Raw genomic sequence first — 20647 nt, 5'->3', positions numbered from 1 at the left:
AGATAGGAAGATTTTGTTGTAAAATCAAGGTCAATTCGTTGTCTTAACCTTGATGTTATGTTATTCTATACAAGAAATAATCAACAGATGATTATTTTCCAATCTATAGAAATAAAGGAGGAGATTTATTAATGGCAAATAAAGCAGAATTAGTAGAACGTGTAGCTGGAAAAACTAACTTAACAAAGAAAGATGTAACAGCCACTGTTGAAGCATTATTCGAATCAGTTCAAGAATTTTTATCTGAAGGTGAAAAAGTTCAGATTATTGGTTTCGGAACTTTCGAAGTTCGCGATCGTGCAGCTCGTAAAGGACGCAACCCACAAACTGGTGAAGAAATTGAGATTGCAGCCACTAAAGTTCCTGGCTTCAAAGCTGGTAAAGCTTTAAAAGAGGCAGTTAAATAATTAAGCATTAGATTGGTGATGAAAGTTTCTGGCTTTCATCACTTTTTTATTTAGCAGTCTTTATCCTCTAATAGTAATATGAAAATAGATTCAAAGGGATGATCTATTTGGTTGTCTTTGTCTAGCATGGTATAATAGGCTAGACATGGAGGGAACCAAAATGGATAATTTTTTCAGCTTAATGGAGTCTACTAATCAGATTGAGGAGCAATATAAGCTCTTTAAACGCCATTTAAAAAGAATGGATGGAATGGATGAAGCTTTTTTAGCGCAAATATTAGACCGAATGGCTTTTTGGGGTCAATCAGGCTACCGACATCTGCAGATTCAAGCTTATGAAGCTCTTTATCAAAAATTTCCGTCCTCAGTGTTAGCTTTTCTTTTAGGGTATAGTTATTCCGCAGTTAGTCAATATGACAGGGCTTATCAATGGTTGGATAAAGTCGATAAGCAAGACTTGGACCTAGAAGGTCGCTTATTGCTAGCGGATGTCAATCTTAAGCTAGGACACTTAAATGAAGCGCGCAAAGAATTACAAGCTATCATTAACGACCATCCAAGAGATTATCGAGCTTATCATCAAATGAGTGAATTCTATCGCATGCAGGCTATTAATGAAAAAGCAATCTACTATCTTGAGACCTTAATGGAATATTTTATCTCAGAGGATGATTCTTTAAGGCGCCAATGGCGAACAGATCTCTTAGCCCTTTATTTAAGTAGTGAGAGAATCGACACTGAAAAAATCAGTGCATTATTTGATCAAGATAATGAAGATTTGACGATTGAAACAGCTGATGAATGTTATTTATTGGCGCATTTTTATGCCCAAATTAATGATTTCAATCGATCAAATCATTTCTGCGAGTTAGGCCTTCAAATCGATCCCGACCATTTTGAATTAAGACTCTTACAATTAGAAAATTTAACCTATCTACAAGAAACTAGCCGATTTGCCAATCAGTTAGATCAACTATTAAAAAGCCTACCTCCATATGATGGAGTGGTTATGGATTGCCTGCGTTTGGCTGATCGAATGGGAGTCTTTACAGCCAAGCTCATTCAATTATTGGAGGATTACTACCCTTTATTGGATAATGCTGAGGATCAATTCTTAGTTCTCTCGGCCTATGTGGCTTATTATCTTGATCAAAAAGACTATCAACAGGCAAACTTGTTTATGGAAAAATTTGATTTACAAGCCATTGACGAGTCACTCTTGGCCTATTTAAAAGGCAAAATCTTATTTCATCAAGGACAAAAAGAGCAAGCTAAGGCTTATTTAGATCTAGCATGGGATCAACAAGTTCTTGCTAAAGATTTACCTGACATGATCCAGCAATTGTCCAATCTCTAGTCAATCTTAAAAACTCATGAGGGAGGTAAGACCATGGAAAATATTCAAGATAAACACTTATTTTTAAATTGGATGATTCTCAACCATCCTCATCCCAATCGCGAGATAATGATTTTTTTAGCCTATTTACAAATGAGGCCTAGTGAGCTGCAATGGGTTGAGTTTTCGCATGATGTCATCTATGCTCCAAGAGGAATAAAGATATCCTATCCCCCCTTGCAAGAGCCCCCCTTGGTCTATTATAAAGAAGATTATATCTACCATCAGATTGATCAAGCCTTTCACGATTTTCGGTTGAACTCACTTAAAAAGGGTCAAAGCTTTTACATAGAGTTTGATTTAGCCGATTATCAACTAGAGGCGATGCAAAGAGGTCTTTTAAAAGAAAATCCATTTGTCCCCATCCAAATGAAGGCTTTAGATCAAGTCAATCAAAGCTTACATCAAATTAGTCGCCAAGCTTATAAACAAATGATCATGGAAAAGATTGACGGTGCGTTAGAAACAAATAATTACGATCAAATTGAGCAATGGCTTGATCAATTTCAATCCGGTTTGGAGTGATAGCATGCAAATATCTTTAGAGGATTCGCTTTTTCAAGCGTCTATTCCTGTATTAAAAAAAATTGAGTCTCATGGCTATGAGGCTTATTTTGTTGGAGGGGCCATTCGCGATGTGCTATTAGAAAAATCAATAGGGGATATTGACATTGCGACTTCCGCCTTTCCTCAAGAAATTCAAACCATCTTTCCCAAACACTTTGATGTAGGCATCCAACATGGCACCATTGTGGTTTTATATCAAGGAAACTCTTATGAAATAACTACTTTCCGTACCGAATCGACTTATTCGGATTATCGAAGGCCCGACCATGTAGAATTTGTCAGAAATCTTGAGTTAGATACTCTGAGACGAGATTTCACGATCAACGCCATGGCAGTAGACGCCAAGGGCAATTTATATGATTTTCATGGGGGCTATCAAGATTTGAAAGATAAGTTGCTGAGGGCTGTCGGCGAGCCATTGGAACGTTTTCAAGAAGATGCCTTAAGAATCATGCGTGGCATTCGTTTTGCCTCTCAGTTAGGCTTTCAATTAGAAGAAAAAACTTTCCAAGCCATGTGCCAATTAGCTAGCAATCTGTCTAAAATTTCCATTGAACGCATCCGCATTGAATTAGAAAAGATGATGGCAGGGCCTTATTTAACACAAACCATTTCATCCTTTAAAAAGGCTAAGCTAGACCAAGCTTTCCCTCAAGCCAATCAATTTGATTATGTAGAAGGTTTGACTTACTTGGTAAATCAAACAACAGGACAAGCAGGCCTTAGTCCACTTATCACTTGGTCCTTGCTATTAAAGGGAATGGAAATTAATGAAGAAAAGACTCAAAGACACTTGATGAAGCAGTGGACCTTATCTAATCGTTTAATGAATCAAGTAGTCGCTTTTTTAAAGCTTGACCATGAAATTAGCCAGCAGACCTTCACCATCGAAACCGTCTATGGCTATGCTCAAGAAGTGATTGATCAAATGAATACTTATTTAGAAATCACTGATCAAATGGCTACCAAAAAAGAAATAGAAGCTTTAATAAGTAATTTACCTATTAGAAAGCGGCAAGAACTAGCCATTAATGGTAAGCAAATTATGCAAGCACTTAAAATGGCAAAAGGTGGGCCGGTGATTGGACAATTGCTCGATCAAATCGAAGCAAAGGTTATTAGAGGAGAATTAACTAATCAAACCGCTGCCATTATTGACTGGCTCAAAGACCAATAAATATATTAAAAGAGAGGAGGGACTTCATGAAATATGCCATCGTCGACCTCGAATCAACCGGACCACGTCTAGACAGTGGAGACCGAATTATTCAAATTGGGGCGGTTCTTATTGATCAAGGTCAAATCATTGGTCAATATGAAATGCTGATTAATCCTGAACGTGAGGTCCCACAAAACATCCAACAATTAACCGGTATCTCACAAGAAGAGGTTGATCAAGCACCTCTTTTTGAATCAGTTGCAAACTTATGGTTCAAGCGTTTAGAAGGTTGTCTTTTTGTAGCGCATAATCTCAACCATGACTTGACCTTTATGCAACACCATTTCCAAGCGTGTGGCTATGATTTTAACCCTTTGGCCATCGATTCCGTCAAGTTAGCTAAAATTATCTTCCCTCAGGCCACAGGATTCAATTTAACAGATTTAAGCTTCTATTTAGACATTCCCTTTAACCAGGCACATCAAGCTTTAGCAGATGCCAAAATAACCGCAAAAATACTAAATGCGATGGCTAGCAAGTGGATGCAACTGCCTAGTAAGACACAAACCCTCTTATTGGATTTAGCTCAGGCTTTAGATAAGCAGGAAATTATTTTCTTTCAACAACCGCAGCAATTCATACTCAATCAAGCAGCAGACACTCAATTAGATAAAAAACCACCATTTGATCAAGAAAATCTTCTAAGTACGAAAGCAAAAGCTCAAATTAATTGGTTGTTAGAAAAAATGCAGACTACAAATCGATTAGTAGTAGAAGGACAATGGCGGCCAATTGATCCACTAGTGGTAAAATATTGGTTGCTTGAAGTTTTAGCTAAAAATAAGTCTTCGCTGGTATTAGCTGTTTCTAGTCAATCGGCTCTCGAAGAATGGGCTACTTTCTTCAAGCAAGAAGAAATCCCTTTTTCTTACTTATTGAGACCGAGTCAATATTTACATTTAGATCATTTTAAACGCTACCTTGATCAAGTGGTGATTTCTCAATTAAATCAGCAAGAAATTTTAGTGATTGCTTCAACCTTAGTCTGGCTAGAAGAGACCCAAACAGGCTTACTGATGGAAATGAACCAAGAATTGAAGATTAGCGATCAAATTAATCGCTTTAATCATGGGCTTTATCCGAATTATCGAGCCTCCTATTTTTACCAAAAAGCTTTATCCAATCATGATAAACAAGCAGTCGTACTGACTCAAACCAGCTATTTGATGGAAGAAGCGAGTCAAGAGGGCAGTTTTAGTAAACAGCAGCTCCTAGTGTGTGATAATCTCAGTCTATTAAGCAGACAATTGTCCTTTTTCCACCAAATACAGTTGGCTTATAGTCAACTCTTAATTTTGTGCCAACAAGTCTTGGATATCTTATATCATCAGGATCGAACGCATGCTGCTATTCAAGCTTCAATCTTAAGAATGGATCATTTAATTAATCTAATCCGGCAAGTATTGAATCTTTTAGAAAGTGAAATTCAAAATCACCACTTCCGAGCGGTTGAGCGGGAGTCCAGCAGAGAAGTCAAGGTGTCCTTGTCAACTACTCGAGCTATCTTAAGCATTCAACAGCAAATGCATAAGGCTTTAAAAACACTGCTTCAAGAACAAGCATTAAAAGATCTTTTAGCAAGCAAGCCACATCATCTTAAGATAAAAATGCTGCACCTACAGGCCTTTTTAAATAATTTAGACAACTTTCAAGCTAAAATTAGTCAGTCCGAAGGTTATTTAACTATTCGTGTCAGCCAAATAGAAGATCGTTATTATCAATTCCAACTGACATGGAAACCCATTCGTTTAGTTCAAGAATATCAACATGCCTTTGAAAGCTTTCAACAAGTCCTACTCTTTAGTCCAGGGGATCTACATTTTCGCTTAAATAGCGGGAGTTATTATCAGTTAGGACTCGATCTATACAACTACTTGCAATTACCACAACCAATGGAAAAGTTAGTCATTGACGTACCATTCGATTGGATTGCTAAAAAAAGTCAAGATTCTCAAAGAAATCAAGAGCAAGGTCGCTTAATCGGTGAAAACTTGCTTGAAAGCATTGAAGCTGATCAGCTGCCACCCTTAAGTCTGATTATTGTAAACAATCGCCAGCAAGCTATTGATGTTTATCGCCAAATAAAAGGCAAGTTAAAAGATCAAGAACAAGTTCGATTGTTGGGTCAACATGTATCTGGATCCTTAAATAAAATCAGACGGTTGGCTATGGATGATTGTGATACCATTTTAGTCATTCAATGGCAGTCGCTCTTAAATGAAAACTGGCTGTTAGATAAGCGACCTTGCCATATATTCTGGCTGCGCTTACCTTTTAGATCGTTAGAAGATGCTTATATTTTAGCATTAGCAGACCACTTGAATCTGCCGTTCGAACTAATCTTTGATCACTTATTAATCGATCGAATGCTAGTCGATTTTGCCATTGCTTTCGACTATTTAGACCGCCACTTTAACTGTCAAAATTTCTGTTTGTTAGACGATCGTGTCTTTACCAAATATTATTCTAAAGAAATCAGACAGAAGCTTGAACATCTGGTAGAATTTAATTTACAATAAGGAATAGAATATTTTAGAGGGGAAGCATAGAAACTTATGAGTAAACGGACAGTTTCAATCTTGACAGTCATCACCTTGTCAATCATGATAGCCTTATTAGCTGTTTTTATGAAAAGTCAGACAGCTTATAACTTGGCTCAAGAAGAAGCAATCGCTTTAGTGACATATGATTATGCGGTAGAAAAGGTTAATAATTTTTATTGGACCACCATTGATCAAGCAACCTTTGCTCTTGATTTTTTTGACGAGAATAATCAGCAACACTATGCTATTATTGAACGAGAAGGTGGAGACATTCATTACTATTCAGTGAACGAATTATTTACTGAAGAAGAAGCAAAATCCGTGACAGCTAGCCAAATTGAAGAGCCAAAGATTATGCAAGCTCGCTTAGGTCTTTATCAATCGGAACCTGTCTGGGAAATGACTTTAAAGAATGACAACAACACCATCACTTATTTTCTACTCTCTGCCAAGACCGGCAAGTGGATTCAAACCATATCAAACATATAAGTAGGAGGAAAATAAATGGAAACTATCACAATGAACCAAGCGGCATCACACTTAAACCAAAAAGTACAAATTAACGCTTGGTTAACAAACAAACGCTCTTCCGGTAAAATTGCCTTTTTACAACTACGTGACGGCAAGACTTACTTCCAAGGAATCGTCTTAAAAGCTGAAGTGGGAGATGAAGTATTCGATACTGTTAAGAGCTTGGGGCAGGAATCAAGTCTAAAACTAATCGGAACTGTTCAAGCTGACGACCGTTCTGCTTTAGGCTATGAACTTTTAGTTCATTCAGTGGAAGTGATCGGCGAAAGTCATGACTATCCAATTACACCTAAAGAACACGGGACAGACTTTTTAATGGATCACCGTCATTTATGGTTGCGTTCTAGTCGCCAGCATGCCATTATGCAAATTCGTAACGAAATTATCCGTGCAACTTATGAATTCTATAATGACCGTGGCTTCATTAAGATTGACCCACCCGTTCTAACTGGGTCAGCACCGGAAGGAACCACTGAACTGTTCCACACTAAGTATTTTGAAGAAGATGCTTATCTTTCTCAATCTGGTCAATTATATATGGAAGCAGCCGCTATGTCCTTTGGTAAAGTCTTCTCATTCGGACCAACTTTTAGAGCGGAAAAATCTAAAACTCGCCGTCACCTGATTGAGTTCTGGATGATGGAGCCTGAAATGGCCTTTACCGACCACGAACAAAGCTTAAAAGTCCAAGAAGAATATGTGGCTTACTTGGTACGTAATACGATTGACAACTGCAGCATGGCCTTGGAAACACTAGGGCGTGATATTGATGTGCTTGAAAAGTATACTCAAGTTCCTTATCCACGTATTGAATACACTGAGGCCGTTCAATTATTAAAAGATAATGGTTTTGATGATATTGAGTGGGGCGATGATTTCGGTTCACCACACGAGACTTTTATTGCTAACCAACATGAACAACCAGTCTTCATTGTCAACTGGCCACGCTCTATCAAACCTTTCTATATGAAAGTCAATCCTGACAACCCAGAAACCGTTTTATGTGCCGATATGATAGCGCCAGAAGGTTATGGCGAGATTATTGGTGGTTCACAAAGGATCGACGATTATGAGACTTTAGCAGAGAATATTAAGGCCTTTAATTTAGATCCAGCCGTTTATGCCTGGTATCTCGATCTAAGAAAATATGGTAATGTGCCCTGTTCTGGTTTTGGTTTAGGTCTTGAAAGAGCTGTTGCTTGGATTTCTGGTATTGAACATATCCGTGAAACATCACCATTCCCACGTTTGTTAAACCGTCTCTACCCATAAAATGTAAGGAGTTGGACCAATGGCAAACTCAGTTTATGATTGGATGAAAACGGGTTACACCATGGTACCGAATCTTTTGATTGATCACTTTGGTCAACTAGGCCTTAATTCAAATGAATTTTTATTTATTACTTATCTCTTGAAGCAAATTAATCAGTCCCAATCTGCAGATACTATTATAAACTTATCCAATCAATTTGCTTGGGAGAGTGACCTTCTCTACGAAACACTCAATTCCTTGTTAGATAAGAACTATCTTAATATTGAATTAGTACCAGATGAAGAGGGTAAACAAACGGACCATTATACCTTGCGTCCCTTGTTTGATAAGTTAGATCAATTAGTGGCTGACCAAAAAACAAGTCAGACAGAAGCTCTGTCCAATAAACAAGTTCAAGCTGATCAGAAAGTTAAGGCCGGACAATTGATTCAAGTCTTTGAAGAAGCATTCGGCCGTTCACTTTCAAGTGTAGAATTAGAAACGCTCTACCAATGGATTCAAAAGGATGGTTATCAGCCAGATCTAGTCTATCAAGCACTTAAAGAAGCGTCTATTCGTCAAGTCTTTAATCTAAAGTATATTGACCGCATACTGCTGAATTGGCAAGAACAAAACATTCATACTGTAGATGAGGCTATAGTGGCAAGCAAGCAATACAACCACCGTAATCAAAGTATTCAATCAGAAAAACCCAATCAAACATCCAAATTTAAAATACCCATTTTAAAATGGCATAACAAGGACTAAAGAACCCGCCTAGCTGATCGGTGAGATTTATCGAACAGCTAGGCTTTATTTTGTACAAATAAAAGCTTCATCTTCCTATATAGGGAGGATGAAGCTTTTGAATAGGAGCCTAAATTTCTAAGGTCCGCCAATACTTTCGACAGTATTCAGTTTGTCTTCTGGATCAGATGGATTAGGATCTGGAGCCAGAGTCGTTTCGCTAATTTCTAAGGTAGTTTCTTCACTAGTAGTCGTTTCTTCGACAGATAAATCAAAGGTAATAATTAATTGATCAGAGGCAGAATGGCCATCGACAATGCGTAAGCCTAATTCATAATAGCCAGGAGCAGGTGCTGGAACTTTAAATTCAGTATCTGTTCCTGAATAGACGATTTCACCATTCAGTCTTAACTCAAAGCTAGCTTGAATGGTTAATGGTTCCCACTTGGCTTCAATTTCTTCAGTCTCTTCATTGTATTCCGCATCGAAACCACTTGGTGAAGCTAATACTTTATAAACAGGTGAAATCTGGGTCGGTTGACTACCTTTTACAAAGAGTTCATTTGACCGCATATTGGCAGGTGTTTGGGGACTTGGTTTTTGCAGTGGCTGGGTATATTTTTCAATTTCAGCTACTTCGACCGAGTCTGGTTTTTGCCAATCAGCTATCGGGACTTCTTGCATCAGATATTGAATCATCTGGCTGTAAATCAGCTGTGGAATAAGTGAATCCTGATAGCTCAATTGATTACCAGCCTTATAAGGATCATCATAGCCCACCCAAGTGGCAATGGCATATTGCGGAGTAAAACCAGCATACCAAGCATCGGGTGCAGCAAAACTTTGTGGATCAATGCCAATTTCCGTTCTTTGTTGGTCGGAATAGTTGGTTGTTCCGGTCTTACCAGCATGGTAGAGACCATTGACGCCCGCTTTTTCAGCAAAGGTTCCAGGAACACCCTTTAAGATATCCACTAACATATAAGCAGTAGAGTCTTTCATAGCTTGACGACTTTCCGCTTGAAATTCTTGAATGGTTCCTGCTTGAGTAACGACTTTGTTAACGGTATAGGGTTTATGATAGTTACCATAATTAGCAATAGTCGCATAGGCAGCCGATAATTGAATGGGCGTCATTTCACCCCCAATGGCATTGGATTCGACTAATTCGCGTTGGTTATTGTTCTTAATATTTATATCCATCTTTTGTAGGAAGGAATAAGACTTGTCTAAGCCCACTTCTTGTAAGAGTTTCAAGGCCGGGATATTACGTGAACCTACTAAGGCTTCTCTAAGTGTTTGTTTTCCCTTGTAGTCTCTATCATAATTATAAATTTCATCCCCCGAGGTATAAGTGTAAGGTTCATCAACGACCGTTTGGCCAGTTGAATAATTGAGGTATTCAATCGCTGGTCCATAATCGGCTAACGGTTTCATAGTGGAACCGATACTGCGGTTAAGGGTGGCTGTGCGGTTAAGTCCCATAGCCACTTCTTGGTTACGTCCACCGGATAGGGCGGTGAGCTGTCCATTATCGACATTGATGATAGAAACAGCTGTTTGCATTTCATCATTAGGGAAGAGATTGCCATTAGCATCTTGAACCGTTTGATAGAGATATTTTTGAGCGTCTATATCGAGATTGGTGTAAATTTCTAGACCATCCGTATAGACATTTAAGTTCATTTTATCTTGAACTTCTTGAGCGACTACATCGATATAGGCATCGACTATTAAGTCCATTTCACTAAGGGTGTCATCATTTAAAGGAGACAGCATGGAAGCCACTGGAATAGCCACAGCTTCATCATATTGAGCCTGACTAATCATTTGACGTTTGAGCATGACCTGTAAGACGGTATCCCGACGCTCTTGGGCGACTTCAGGATAAAGATAGGGATCATACTGCGTAGGGGCTTGCGGTAATCCAGCCAAAAGAGCAGCTTCTGCTAGAGTCAGATCTTTTAAGTCTTTATCAAAGAAAGACCGAGCAGCTGTTTTAGCCCCATAAACATTGTTAGAATAAAACAATTTATTGAGATAGAGAGAGAGGATTTCTTCTTTGGAATATTCTTGCTCCAACTTCAAGGACAACCATGCTTCTTGGGCCTTTCTTTCTAAGGTTTGATCTTCAAATTTAGTGGAAAAAACCGATAATTTGACCAACTGTTGAGTAATGGTAGAACCACCTTGGCGAATGTCACCCGCTCTAAGGTTGGCTATGGCCGCCCCTACAATTCGGATAGGGTCAACTCCTTTGTGTTCCATAAAGCGCGCATCTTCAATGGCTAAGACCGCTTGTTTTAAGACTTCAGGGACTTGATCGGCTGTCATTAGATCGCGGTTCTTACCACCTAGGGTTTTGACCAAATTACCTCTATTATCAAAGACTTTAGAAGAGACTTGACCAGTTAAATCGTCTTGGTCAATCTCAGGGGCTGACATGGCATAATAAGTAAAGAGACCAGCACCAGCTATTAAAGTAAGTAGACCTAAAGACAGGCCTATTATGACAATGCGCTTGAACCAGGTCATGAAATTTGTTTTTGATCTCTTAGGGGGATGTTGTTGATGATATTTTTTTCTTTCTACGCGACTTCCTGTCACCATATTTATTCCTCGTTTCTATTAGAGACTTTTTATTTGACTTCTTCTAAGTAGGCATCCAAGGCACTTAAATAATCGACTGAAATAGGAAATTTGCCTTGGGGACAAGCATAAGCATGGGCTTGAATAAAACTATAAGGGATGCTTTGCTTTTGGTTTTTTTGCAAGAAATTTTCAAGCAGGGGATAGGGAATCAGATAGATTGCATCGTGTACCCTAAAGTAGATCAACAAAAAGACGATGCCTCCTTGCTGGAAGCAAAGCTTCATATGTTCGATTTGATGGTCATGTAAATTGGATAAAGGGAAAGAGGTCTTGTTACGCGTTTCCTTAGTCTCAAAGTCAATATACCTGCCCAGATAGACACCATTATAGTCAGTGGTAGAGGCCTGACGAAAATAGGCTTCAGTAATACGGGCGGCTGATCGTTTGGGGTAATCGACTTTGACAATCTGCACTGGTGTTGGCTTTTTATGAATGACCGCCAGTTGCCGGTTTAAATAATAAGCATTACTCTGATTGATCATTTCTTCAAAGGACATCCCTCGACTACCGTATTGTGTTTTTTGTTTGGATGTTATTTCTTTCCTTTTAAATTTAAAACGCGGACCTTGTCCTGCAGGATAATTAAACATGGACTCACTCCTCAATAAGTCTTATTATAGCGAATTTTTAGTCAGATACCTAGTTTCAATTCAGACTTATTCTAAGACCTAGTCTAACAACAAAAAATGAATTTTATTAGACTTTATTGGTAATATTGATTTGGTGTTTACAAAAGCAGGGAATTTCGTTAAAATGTATGGGTATGTAAATTATATACTAGTCTTGGAGGAAGAATAATTATGACAATTAAATTTGAAAAAAGCTCTATCAATGAAGGAGTTTTAACATTTGAAATTCCAGTAGAAGATATCAACAAAGGCTTAGATAAAGCTTACAATAAAGTACGTAAAAATATCTCTGTACCTGGATTTCGTAAAGGGAAAGTACCACGTCAAATCTTCAACAATGTTTATGGTGAAGCTTCATTATATGAAGAAGTATTAAACCAATTAATCCCAGGCGCCTATCAACAAGCTGTGGAAGAAGCAGAGATTGAAGCGGTTACTCAACCTGAAATTGATATTGAATCAATGGAAAAAGGGAAGCCATGGGTTATTACTGCCAAAGTTACCTTAAAACCAGAAGTTAAATTAGGTGAATACAAGGGCTTAACAGTAGAAAAACAAGACCGCCAGGTAAGCGATGAAGATGTAGAAAAGCGCTTAGAAGAAAAGCGTCAACAATTAGCAGAATTAGTTGTTAAAGAAGATGCAGCGGTTGAAGGCGATACTGTCGTAATCGACTATGAAGGTTTTCGCGACGGGGAACCATTCGAAGGGGGTAAAGGTGAAAACCATTCCTTAGAATTAGGTTCCAATTCATTCATTCCTGGCTTTGAAGATCAACTAGTAGGTGCTAAACCTGGTGATGATGTAGAAGTTAAAGTTACTTTTCCTGAAGAATACCATGCGGAGGAACTGGCTGGTCAAGACGCTATGTTCAAAGTGCGTGTTCACGAAGTAAAAGCAAAAGAATTACCAGAATTCGATGATGAATTTGCTAAAGATGCAGATGACGAAGTAGAAAGCTTGGACGAATTGCGTAATAAAGTACGTGTTCAATTAGAAGAAGAAAAAGAAAAGCAAGCTAAAGAGGTCATTGAAGATTTAGCATTACGTCAAGCGGTTGAAAATGCTGAAATCGTCGAAATGCCTGAAGCAATGGTTCACGAAGAAATCCACCGTCAAATGGATCACTTCTTAAACAACTTGAAGCGTCAAGGAATTAACGAAGATCTCTATTACCAAATTTCTGGTAGCACTCGTGAAGATCTCCATGAACAGTTTGCAGAAGAAGCAGACCTAAGAACTAAAACGAACTTAGTCTTAGAAGCAATCGTTGCAAAAGAAAAGATTGATGTCAATGAAGAAGAAGTTAATAAGGAAATTGAATTATTAGCCAGTCAATACGGAATGCCAACTGATCAAGTGAAACAATATGTGACTGAAGATATGTTGAAGTCTGATATTCGCTTGAAGAAAGCCATGAGCTTAATTGTTGACTCTGTTGAAGAAAAATAGGATACTAAAATAGAAGAAATAACAAAAGAGGGATCGCAACAGTCTGATTTTAAAGTGACTTTTGCGTCCCTTTTTAGTCTTATTTAAGTAAGTAAGACCAAAAAGGAGGAAACATGGGAAAGACTACAAATATCAATGATTATTACTGCTCGTTTTGTGGTAAATCACAAGATGAAGTCGATAAGATTATTGCTGGACCAGATGTTTTCATCTGTAACGAATGTGTTGATTTATGCCAATCAATCATTCAAGAAGAGATGCGCTTTGAAAAAGAGCAAGAACCAGTTAAAGTGTTAAAACCGCAAGAGATTGTTGATCAACTAAACCAATATGTGATTGGCCAAGATCAAGCTAAGAAATCTTTAGCCGTGGCAGTTTATAATCATTATAAGCGCATCAACTTTAAAGCCCTTGATGACGATGATGTCGAATTGCAAAAGTCTAATATCTGTATTATCGGTCCGACCGGTTCGGGTAAAACCTACTTAGCCCAGAGCTTGGCTCGCATTATAAATGTTCCTTTTGCCATAGCGGACGCTACCACCCTAACCGAAGCAGGCTATGTGGGGGAAGACGTTGAAAATATTTTACTGAAATTAGTACAAGCTGCTGATTATGATATTGAACGTGCTCAAAAAGGGATTATTTATGTGGATGAAATCGATAAGATTGCACGAAAATCTGAAAACACCTCGATTACCCGTGATGTTTCAGGTGAAGGTGTCCAACAAGCTCTGCTTAAAATTTTAGAAGGAACGGTAGCCAATATCCCACCTAAGGGAGGGCGTAAGCACCCTAACCAAGATTATATTCAAATCGACACCTCGCAAATTCTCTTTATTGTAGGTGGAGCCTTTGCTGGCATTGAAACTACGATTAAAGAACGTTTAGGCTCTAAAGTAATTGGTTTTGGTACGGATACTCATCGACAACATAGTGATGAGAATATCATGCAATTAGCCAGTTCAGAAGACTTGCTTAAATTCGGCTTAATTCCCGAATTCATTGGACGATTGCCCATCTTAACGGTCTTGGATCAATTATCACAAGAAGATTTAGTCAGTATCTTAACCCAACCTAAGAACGCTTTGGTTAAACAATACCAACGTCTTTTAGAAATGGAAGATGTCAAACTAGAGTTTGAAGAAGCGGCCTTGGAAGAAATTGCTCACCAGGCTATTATTCGCGACACTGGAGCGCGTGGTTTAAGGTCAATCTTAGAAAACACTATGTTAGATATTATGTTTGAAGTACCACAAAGAGAAGATATTTCACGCATCAAGGTCACAAAAGACACGGTATTGGGCAAAAGTCGCGCCACTTATTATAATAAGAGTAATCGCAAGATAAGCAAATAAAAAATGGGGTAGACGAATGCACATTAAAGAAGCAAAATTTGTAATTTCAGCTGTTCAAGAGTCCCAAGCGCCACAAGATGAAGTGCCTGAGATTGCCCTTGCCGGGCGGTCAAATGTTGGCAAATCCAGTTTTATTAACAAGGTCCTCCAACGTAATAAGTTGGCCCGGACCTCTGGACAGCCTGGTAAGACCCAAACTTTAAACTTTTATTCGGTAAACGACGCTGCTTTTCGTGTCGTGGATGTGCCAGGTTATGGATACGCTCGGGTTTCCAAGCTAAATCGTAAAAATTGGGCCAAGATGAATTTGAATTTTCTACGGCAAAGAAGAAATCTTCGTTTATTAATCCTCTTGATGGATATTCGTCACGAGCCCACTCAATTAGACAAAGCAATGTATCAATTTGCCGAAGAATTAGACATTCCTTTTGCCATTTGTTTGACCAAGGCGGACAAAATCAAAAAAAGCCAATGGAATAAACATTTATCCCTCTATAAGAAAAGTTTAAATTTACCAACAACCGATGCGCTTTTCACTTTTTCATCGGTAACCGGAGAAGGTCGCGAAGATATTTTAGACTTGTTTGAAAGTTTATTAATGGATGAATAGGAGTCAATAAAGTGAAAAAGCTATGTTCTACTTATACCAAGAAGGAATTTTCATGGATTCTACAAGACTGGGCCAATTCTGCCTATTCTTTAATGATCACCACCGCTTTATTCCCTATATTTTATAAGAGTATTGCCACCAATGCGGGGGTCTCTGATGCTAATTCAACAGCCTATCTTGGTTATACCAATGCTATCGGGACGATCGCTGTCGCTATGATGGCTCCTTTTTTAGGGACTTTAGCAGATTTTCCTGGTTACCGTAAAAAATTATTTACCACTGCTACGCTCTTAGGTGTTTTCTCAGTGCTATCGATGATTTTGATTGGTCAAGTTTCTTGGCAGTGGCTATTGGTACTTTATGGCTTTTCAGCTGTCGGTTTTTCGACTGCTAATATTTTTTATGATGCTTCCTTGATGGATGTCACCAGTCGCGACCGTTTGGACTTAGTGTCCTCAGCCGGTTTTGGTTTTGGTTATATCGGAAGTGTGATTCCTTTCTTAATTTTTATGCTTTTACAATTTTCAGGTGGGTTAAAAGAGGGTGTAGTGGTTAATATCGGTTTTCTTTTAACGGCTGTTTGGTGGTTTGTTTTTACCATTCCTTATTGGAAAAATGTCGACCAGGTCTATATGGACCAACCAAAGCAGCCCCATATTATCGCTTCAACTTTAGCTTCTCTCAAAGAAACTCTAACGGAACTAACCAAAGACAAGGTGATTGTTTATTTCTTAATCGGCTATTTCTTCTACATAGACGGGGTAGGAACGATTATCAAAATGGCTACCTCCATCGGAAGTGACCAGGGCTTAACAGCTACTCAGTTAATATTGATGTTGTTAGTGGTTCAAATCGTTGCCTTTCCGTGCTCAATTATTTATGGCATCTTAGCCAAACGCTGGGGAAGGCGCACTATGCTTTTTACAGGTATTGGGACCTACATTCTAATTTGTTTAATGGCCCTATCCTTATCCTCTTTTGTGGATTTTATGATCATCGCTATCTTAGTAGGTTCAGCTCAAGGTGGGATTCAATCTCTTAGTCGTTCTTATTTTGGTTCTATTATTCCACTGGAGAAAAATAACCAGCTTTTTGGTATTTATAATATTTTCGGTAAATTTTCATCAGTTTTAGGTACCACCATTCTGGGAATTATTACCCAACTAACGGGCGATTCGCTCAAAGGCTTGTTTGTAATTGTGATTCAATTTATGATGGGTGCCTTCCTACTGTGGAAAGCTAAAAAGCCAATTACTAAAGCTGTTTAAAACAAGCTTGAAATTTTATTAGAGGAGGCAGGCCATGGCCTATATACCGAATGAGGTGATTGATGCTATCAGGCAGTCGGTTAAAATCGAAGACGTTGTCAGTCAATATGTGCAACTGACTAAAAGGGGTCCAGGCTACTCTGCCTCTTGCCCTTTTCATGAAGACAATAACCCATCCTTTTCCATTCATACCGAAAAGCAAATCTTCAAATGCTTCTCTTGTGGTAGAGCGGGCAATGTCTTTGGTTTTATCCAGGAAATTGAATCGTTATCCTTTAAACAAGCGGTTATTAAGGTGGCAGAGTTTGCAGACTACCCTTTGGATTCAAGTTTATTAGCTGAAGATGATTATAGTCCAATTCCTCATCAAGATAAACAATTGTATGCGATCTATGAAAAAGCTAGTCAATTCTATCATTACTTTTTAACTGCTACAGAAAATGGTAATCAAGCTTATGCTTATTTAAGCGATCGTGGCTTAAAGAAGGAAACGATTAACGCCTTTGCTTTAGGGTTAGCGCCTGATAATTCTGAGCTCTTATGGACTTATTTAAAGGATCAGTCTTTCACTGAAGAAGAATTACTGACTTCGGGTATTTTTTACCAAGCTGAAAATAGTCCAGCCATTATCGACCGCTTTCGTGGACGGATTATCTTCCCTTTGAGATCGAATCAAGGAAAGGTTTTAGCCTTTTCTGGACGCCTCTATCAAGCAGGGGACTCTCGCAAGAGTAAGTATGTTAACTCGCCTGAAACCACTATTTTTCATAAGAGTCAGCTGGTTTATAATCTTGATTTGGCACGACCAGCCATTCGCAAGTTAAAACAAATTATAGTTTGTGAAGGTTTTATGGATGTGATTGCACTTTACGAAGCAGGATTCGAACAGGCAGTAGCTACCATGGGGACTAGCTTGACCCATGATCACTTGTCTTATTTGACCAAATTAGCCAATGAAATTCTCTTTGTATTTGATGGCGATGAAGCAGGGCAAAAAGCTACAGCTAAAGCCTTTGAATTGGGAAAAGATTTTCCCAAAGCCCAATTTAAATCAATCCTTTTACCTAGAGGGATGGACCCTGATGAGTGGTTGAAAGCCAGGGGAAAAGAATCCTTCCAAACACTTTTAAACCAAGCACAAACTTCCTTTAATTTTTTCAAAAATTATCACAAGCAATTCTTTCAAATGGATGATAAAGCTGCTGTGGCGGAATATATCGACCGTTTATTAGTTGATTTAAACAAAATCCAATCACCCGTCGAGAAACAATTGTATCTGGTGGAACTTGCTGAAGAATTTCAAATAGCAGAAAGCTTCTTGCAAGAGCGAATGTTGCGCTTGAGTGGGGGTCAAAGAAAGACTGCTAAAAAGCAACCAGCTATCAACCATCATCAACCACCTCCGCAATTACAAAGTGATCAGCAGGCCTTAAAAGTAGATTCTTTTAAAGCCTTTCAAAGTGAAAAATTATGGTTAGGCTTTTTAATGTACTATCAAGAGGCTTGGAATTATTTAGAAAAATTAAATGAGCTGCCATTTCTCTACCATGACTTTTCACAAAAGGCCTTTCTAGCCTTGACGGATTACTATTATCAAGGTAACAAATTGCCTTTAACAGGAATAGTTGGTAATATTGAAGAGGTTCAAGTCAATAGTCTTTTAACGAATGTAATGTGGGATTTTGAACCGATTGGTTATCAAGATCAAGCGATGACCGACTGTTTAAATACCATCCAAATCGCCTTTTTAGAACAAGAAATAGAAGAATTAAAGACCCAATTTAAACAATATCACCAACAGCAAGAAGCCGATAAGGCAACCGAGGTGATTAATCGCTTAATGGTGTTGCAAAGAAAATTAAAGACAAAAGAATAGGGGGCTTACTTTATGGCAAAAGAAAAGAAAGACAATAAAGCAAGTAAAAATGAATTAAAGCTGACTTTAGACCAGGCCACTGAAAAGCTGATAAAAGAAAAGAAAATTCTCGGTCAAGTTCACTATGATGACTTGAGCAATCAATTAGCCATTCCATATAAATTAGATGCCAATGGCATTGATAAGCTCATTCAAAAGGTGGAAGACCAAGGGATTGCGGTAGTAGGTGATGATGGTGGACCAACCAAGCAACAAATGGTTAGAGCAGAAGACGTTAAACCAGAAGAAGTCCTAACAGCCGCCCAAAAAGCAGCCGCTTCAAAAATAAAGGTAGCAGATCCTGTTCGTATGTATTTAAAAGAAATTGGTCGTGTCGATCTATTAAATGCAGATGAAGAGGTCGAATTGGCCAAGCGTATCTTAGAAGGCGATGAATTAGCTAAGCAAGAATTGGCTGAAGCCAACCTTCGTTTAGTAGTATCGATTGCTAAGCGTTATGTGGGTCGTGGTATGTCCTTCTTAGACCTCATTCAAGAAGGGAATATGGGCTTGATGAAGGCGGTTGAAAAGTTTGACCATACTAAAGGGTTCAAATTCTCAACTTACGCTACTTGGTGGATTCGTCAAGCCATCACACGAGCCATTGCCGACCAGGCGCGAACCATTCGTATCCCGGTTCATATGGTGGAAACCATCAACAAATTAGTAAGAGTCCAAAGACAATTGTTACAAGACCTGGGTAGAGAACCGACGCCTGAAGAAATCGGAGCAGAAATGGATTTACCGACTGAAAAAGTACGTGATATCTTAAAAATTGCTCAAGAACCGGTCTCCTTGGAAACCCCCATTGGTGAAGAGGACGATTCGCACTTAGGTGATTTTATTGAAGACGAAGGCGCCTTAAGTCCAGAAGATCATACGGCTTCAGCCCTCTTAAGGGAACAGTTAGAAGATGTGTTGGATACCTTAACTGACCGTGAAGAAAATGTTCTACGCTTACGCTTCGGCTTGGATGATGGCAATATTCGCACCCTTGAACAAGTCGGTAAGGTTTTTGGTGTAACGCGTGAGCGTATTCGTCAAATCGAAGCTAAAGCTTTGAGAAAATTACGCCATCCTAGTCGGTCTAAACAATTAAAAGACTTTATCGAATAGAATAAGACAAGAAAAACTCCTTCATACGCTTAAATGAGCGGAAGGAGTTTTTCGTGTTTAAGCCTTTACTTGCGAAAGCGCTTTAATCGTTTTATACTTAAGGTAGGCAAAAGGGGGAAGATTAATGGAAAGTTATTTATTAAAGAACGGTGTCAAGATTCCTAAAATTGGTTTTGGTACTTGGAAGTTAAAAGAAGGTGAAGAAGCCTATCAAAGTGTCCTTCATGCCTTAAAGGTAGGCTATCGTCACATTGATACTGCTCAAGTCTATGGCAATGAAGCCAGTGTCGGTCGAGCCATTAAAGATTCAGGTATTCCACGTGAAGAGATCTTTCTAACTACTAAAATTTGGAATGACAAGCATTCCTACAGTCTAGCCAAACAAGCGGTGGAAGAATCCATGCAAAAGTTGCAAGTAGATTATTTAGACCTTTTGTTAATTCACTGGCCTAATCCCGTTCACTTACGCAAGGACAAGGCATGGATGCAAGCTAATCAAGAAGTTTGGCAGTTGATGGAAGAATTATATCAAGATGGAAAACTAAAAGCCATTGGGGTGTCCAATTTCATGGTTCATCACTTAGCTGCTTTACTAGCCTCTGTCAAGATAAAGCCCATGGTTAACCAAGTCTTACTCGCTCCGGGAACTACGCAAGAGAATTTAGTTAATTTTTGCCAACAACATGATATGGTTCTAGAAGCCTATAGTCCGCTAGGAAGTGGTAGTCTTTTTGAGCAAGTGCCAGTCGAAGAAATAGCAAAAAAATATAAGAAAAGTGTTGCGCAAGTTGCCCTAAGATGGTCGCTTGATAAAGGCTTTCTGCCCTTACCCAAATCAAAAACACCGGCTAATATTGAATCGAACCTAGACATTTTTGACTTTGAGCTAGAAGCAGAAGACCGCAAAAAGTTGGATCAATTAGAGGGGGTGAAAACACAAAGCGACCCTGATCAAGTTGACTTTTAAAAAAGGAACTTTAAACAG

General features: G+C 38.7%; 17 protein-coding genes. 15 read left to right on the top strand and 2 right to left on the bottom strand.

Features of this window, described 5'->3' with window-relative positions; genetic code table 11:
* Positions 1–131 precede the first annotated feature (131 nt).
* From ACQV2T_RS00960 to ACQV2T_RS00925, 8 genes are all read left to right on the top strand, one after another.
* A complete protein-coding gene (locus tag ACQV2T_RS00960; protein ID WP_428873710.1) occupies positions 132–407 on the top strand; it encodes an HU family DNA-binding protein in 276 nt (91 codons plus the stop codon).
* 160 nt (positions 408–567) lie between these two features.
* On the top strand, positions 568–1764 hold the full coding sequence (locus ACQV2T_RS00955; protein WP_428873709.1) for a tetratricopeptide repeat protein: 1197 nt from the start codon (positions 568–570) through the stop codon (positions 1762–1764).
* Between the two features lie 33 nt (positions 1765–1797).
* Positions 1798–2328 carry a YpiB family protein gene (locus ACQV2T_RS00950; protein ID WP_428873708.1) on the top strand — a complete coding sequence of 177 codons (531 nt, stop codon included), beginning with the start codon at positions 1798–1800 and terminating at the stop codon, positions 2326–2328.
* 4 nt (positions 2329–2332) lie between these two features.
* Complete coding sequence (locus ACQV2T_RS00945; protein WP_428893119.1) at positions 2333–3547, top strand: CCA tRNA nucleotidyltransferase; 1215 nt, start codon at positions 2333–2335, stop codon at positions 3545–3547.
* A 26-nt stretch (positions 3548–3573) separates the two neighbouring features.
* Positions 3574–6108, top strand: coding sequence for a 3'-5' exonuclease (locus tag ACQV2T_RS00940; RefSeq protein ID WP_428884810.1), 2535 nt, complete (start codon positions 3574–3576; stop codon positions 6106–6108).
* A 36-nt stretch (positions 6109–6144) separates the two neighbouring features.
* Complete coding sequence (locus tag ACQV2T_RS00935) at positions 6145–6621, top strand: hypothetical protein (protein WP_428893118.1); 477 nt, start codon at positions 6145–6147, stop codon at positions 6619–6621.
* A gap of 15 nt (positions 6622–6636) precedes the next feature.
* Complete coding sequence (gene asnS, locus ACQV2T_RS00930) at positions 6637–7935, top strand: asparagine--tRNA ligase (RefSeq protein WP_428874784.1); 1299 nt, start codon at positions 6637–6639, stop codon at positions 7933–7935.
* Between the two features lie 19 nt (positions 7936–7954).
* Positions 7955–8683, top strand: coding sequence for a DnaD domain-containing protein (locus tag ACQV2T_RS00925; RefSeq protein ID WP_428873703.1), 729 nt, complete (start codon positions 7955–7957; stop codon positions 8681–8683).
* Positions 8684–8800: 117 nt separating this feature from the next.
* Here ACQV2T_RS00925 and ACQV2T_RS00920 read toward each other — a convergent pair whose 3' ends face one another.
* Complete coding sequence (locus ACQV2T_RS00920) at positions 8801–11272, bottom strand: transglycosylase domain-containing protein (protein ID WP_428892005.1); 2472 nt, start codon at positions 11270–11272, stop codon at positions 8801–8803.
* Between the two features lie 29 nt (positions 11273–11301).
* The gene (gene recU / locus ACQV2T_RS00915; RefSeq protein WP_428873701.1) at positions 11302–11904 is read right to left on the bottom strand and encodes a Holliday junction resolvase RecU; all 603 of its coding nucleotides are present in this window, start codon (positions 11902–11904) and stop codon (positions 11302–11304) included.
* Positions 11905–12114: 210 nt separating this feature from the next.
* On the opposite strand from recU, the gene tig reads away from it, so the two are divergent.
* From tig to ACQV2T_RS00880, 7 genes are all read left to right on the top strand, one after another.
* Positions 12115–13395: a trigger factor gene (gene tig, locus ACQV2T_RS00910; protein WP_428873629.1), complete on the top strand. Its 1281-nt coding sequence runs from the start codon at positions 12115–12117 to the stop codon at positions 13393–13395.
* A 113-nt stretch (positions 13396–13508) separates the two neighbouring features.
* On the top strand, positions 13509–14753 hold the full coding sequence (gene clpX / locus ACQV2T_RS00905; protein ID WP_428875885.1) for an ATP-dependent Clp protease ATP-binding subunit ClpX: 1245 nt from the start codon (positions 13509–13511) through the stop codon (positions 14751–14753).
* Positions 14754–14769: 16 nt separating this feature from the next.
* Positions 14770–15363: a ribosome biogenesis GTP-binding protein YihA/YsxC gene (gene yihA / locus ACQV2T_RS00900; protein ID WP_428873631.1), complete on the top strand. Its 594-nt coding sequence runs from the start codon at positions 14770–14772 to the stop codon at positions 15361–15363.
* 11 nt (positions 15364–15374) lie between these two features.
* A complete protein-coding gene (locus ACQV2T_RS00895) occupies positions 15375–16631 on the top strand; it encodes an MFS transporter (RefSeq protein ID WP_428873632.1) in 1257 nt (418 codons plus the stop codon).
* A gap of 34 nt (positions 16632–16665) precedes the next feature.
* Positions 16666–18507 (top strand): DNA primase, encoded by a 1842-nt coding sequence (dnaG, locus tag ACQV2T_RS00890; RefSeq protein WP_428893117.1) that lies wholly within the window; start codon positions 16666–16668, stop codon positions 18505–18507.
* A 12-nt stretch (positions 18508–18519) separates the two neighbouring features.
* Positions 18520–19662, top strand: coding sequence for an RNA polymerase sigma factor RpoD (gene rpoD / locus ACQV2T_RS00885; protein WP_428873634.1), 1143 nt, complete (start codon positions 18520–18522; stop codon positions 19660–19662).
* A gap of 124 nt (positions 19663–19786) precedes the next feature.
* Positions 19787–20629: an aldo/keto reductase gene (locus ACQV2T_RS00880; protein WP_428873635.1), complete on the top strand. Its 843-nt coding sequence runs from the start codon at positions 19787–19789 to the stop codon at positions 20627–20629.
* Positions 20630–20647 lie beyond the last annotated feature (18 nt).

Origin of the sequence: Facklamia sp. P13069 (assembly GCF_050409405.1) — a bacterium.
Lineage (GTDB): Bacteria > Bacillota > Bacilli > Lactobacillales > Aerococcaceae > Facklamia.
This window is presented reverse-complemented; position numbering and strand designations above follow the sequence as displayed.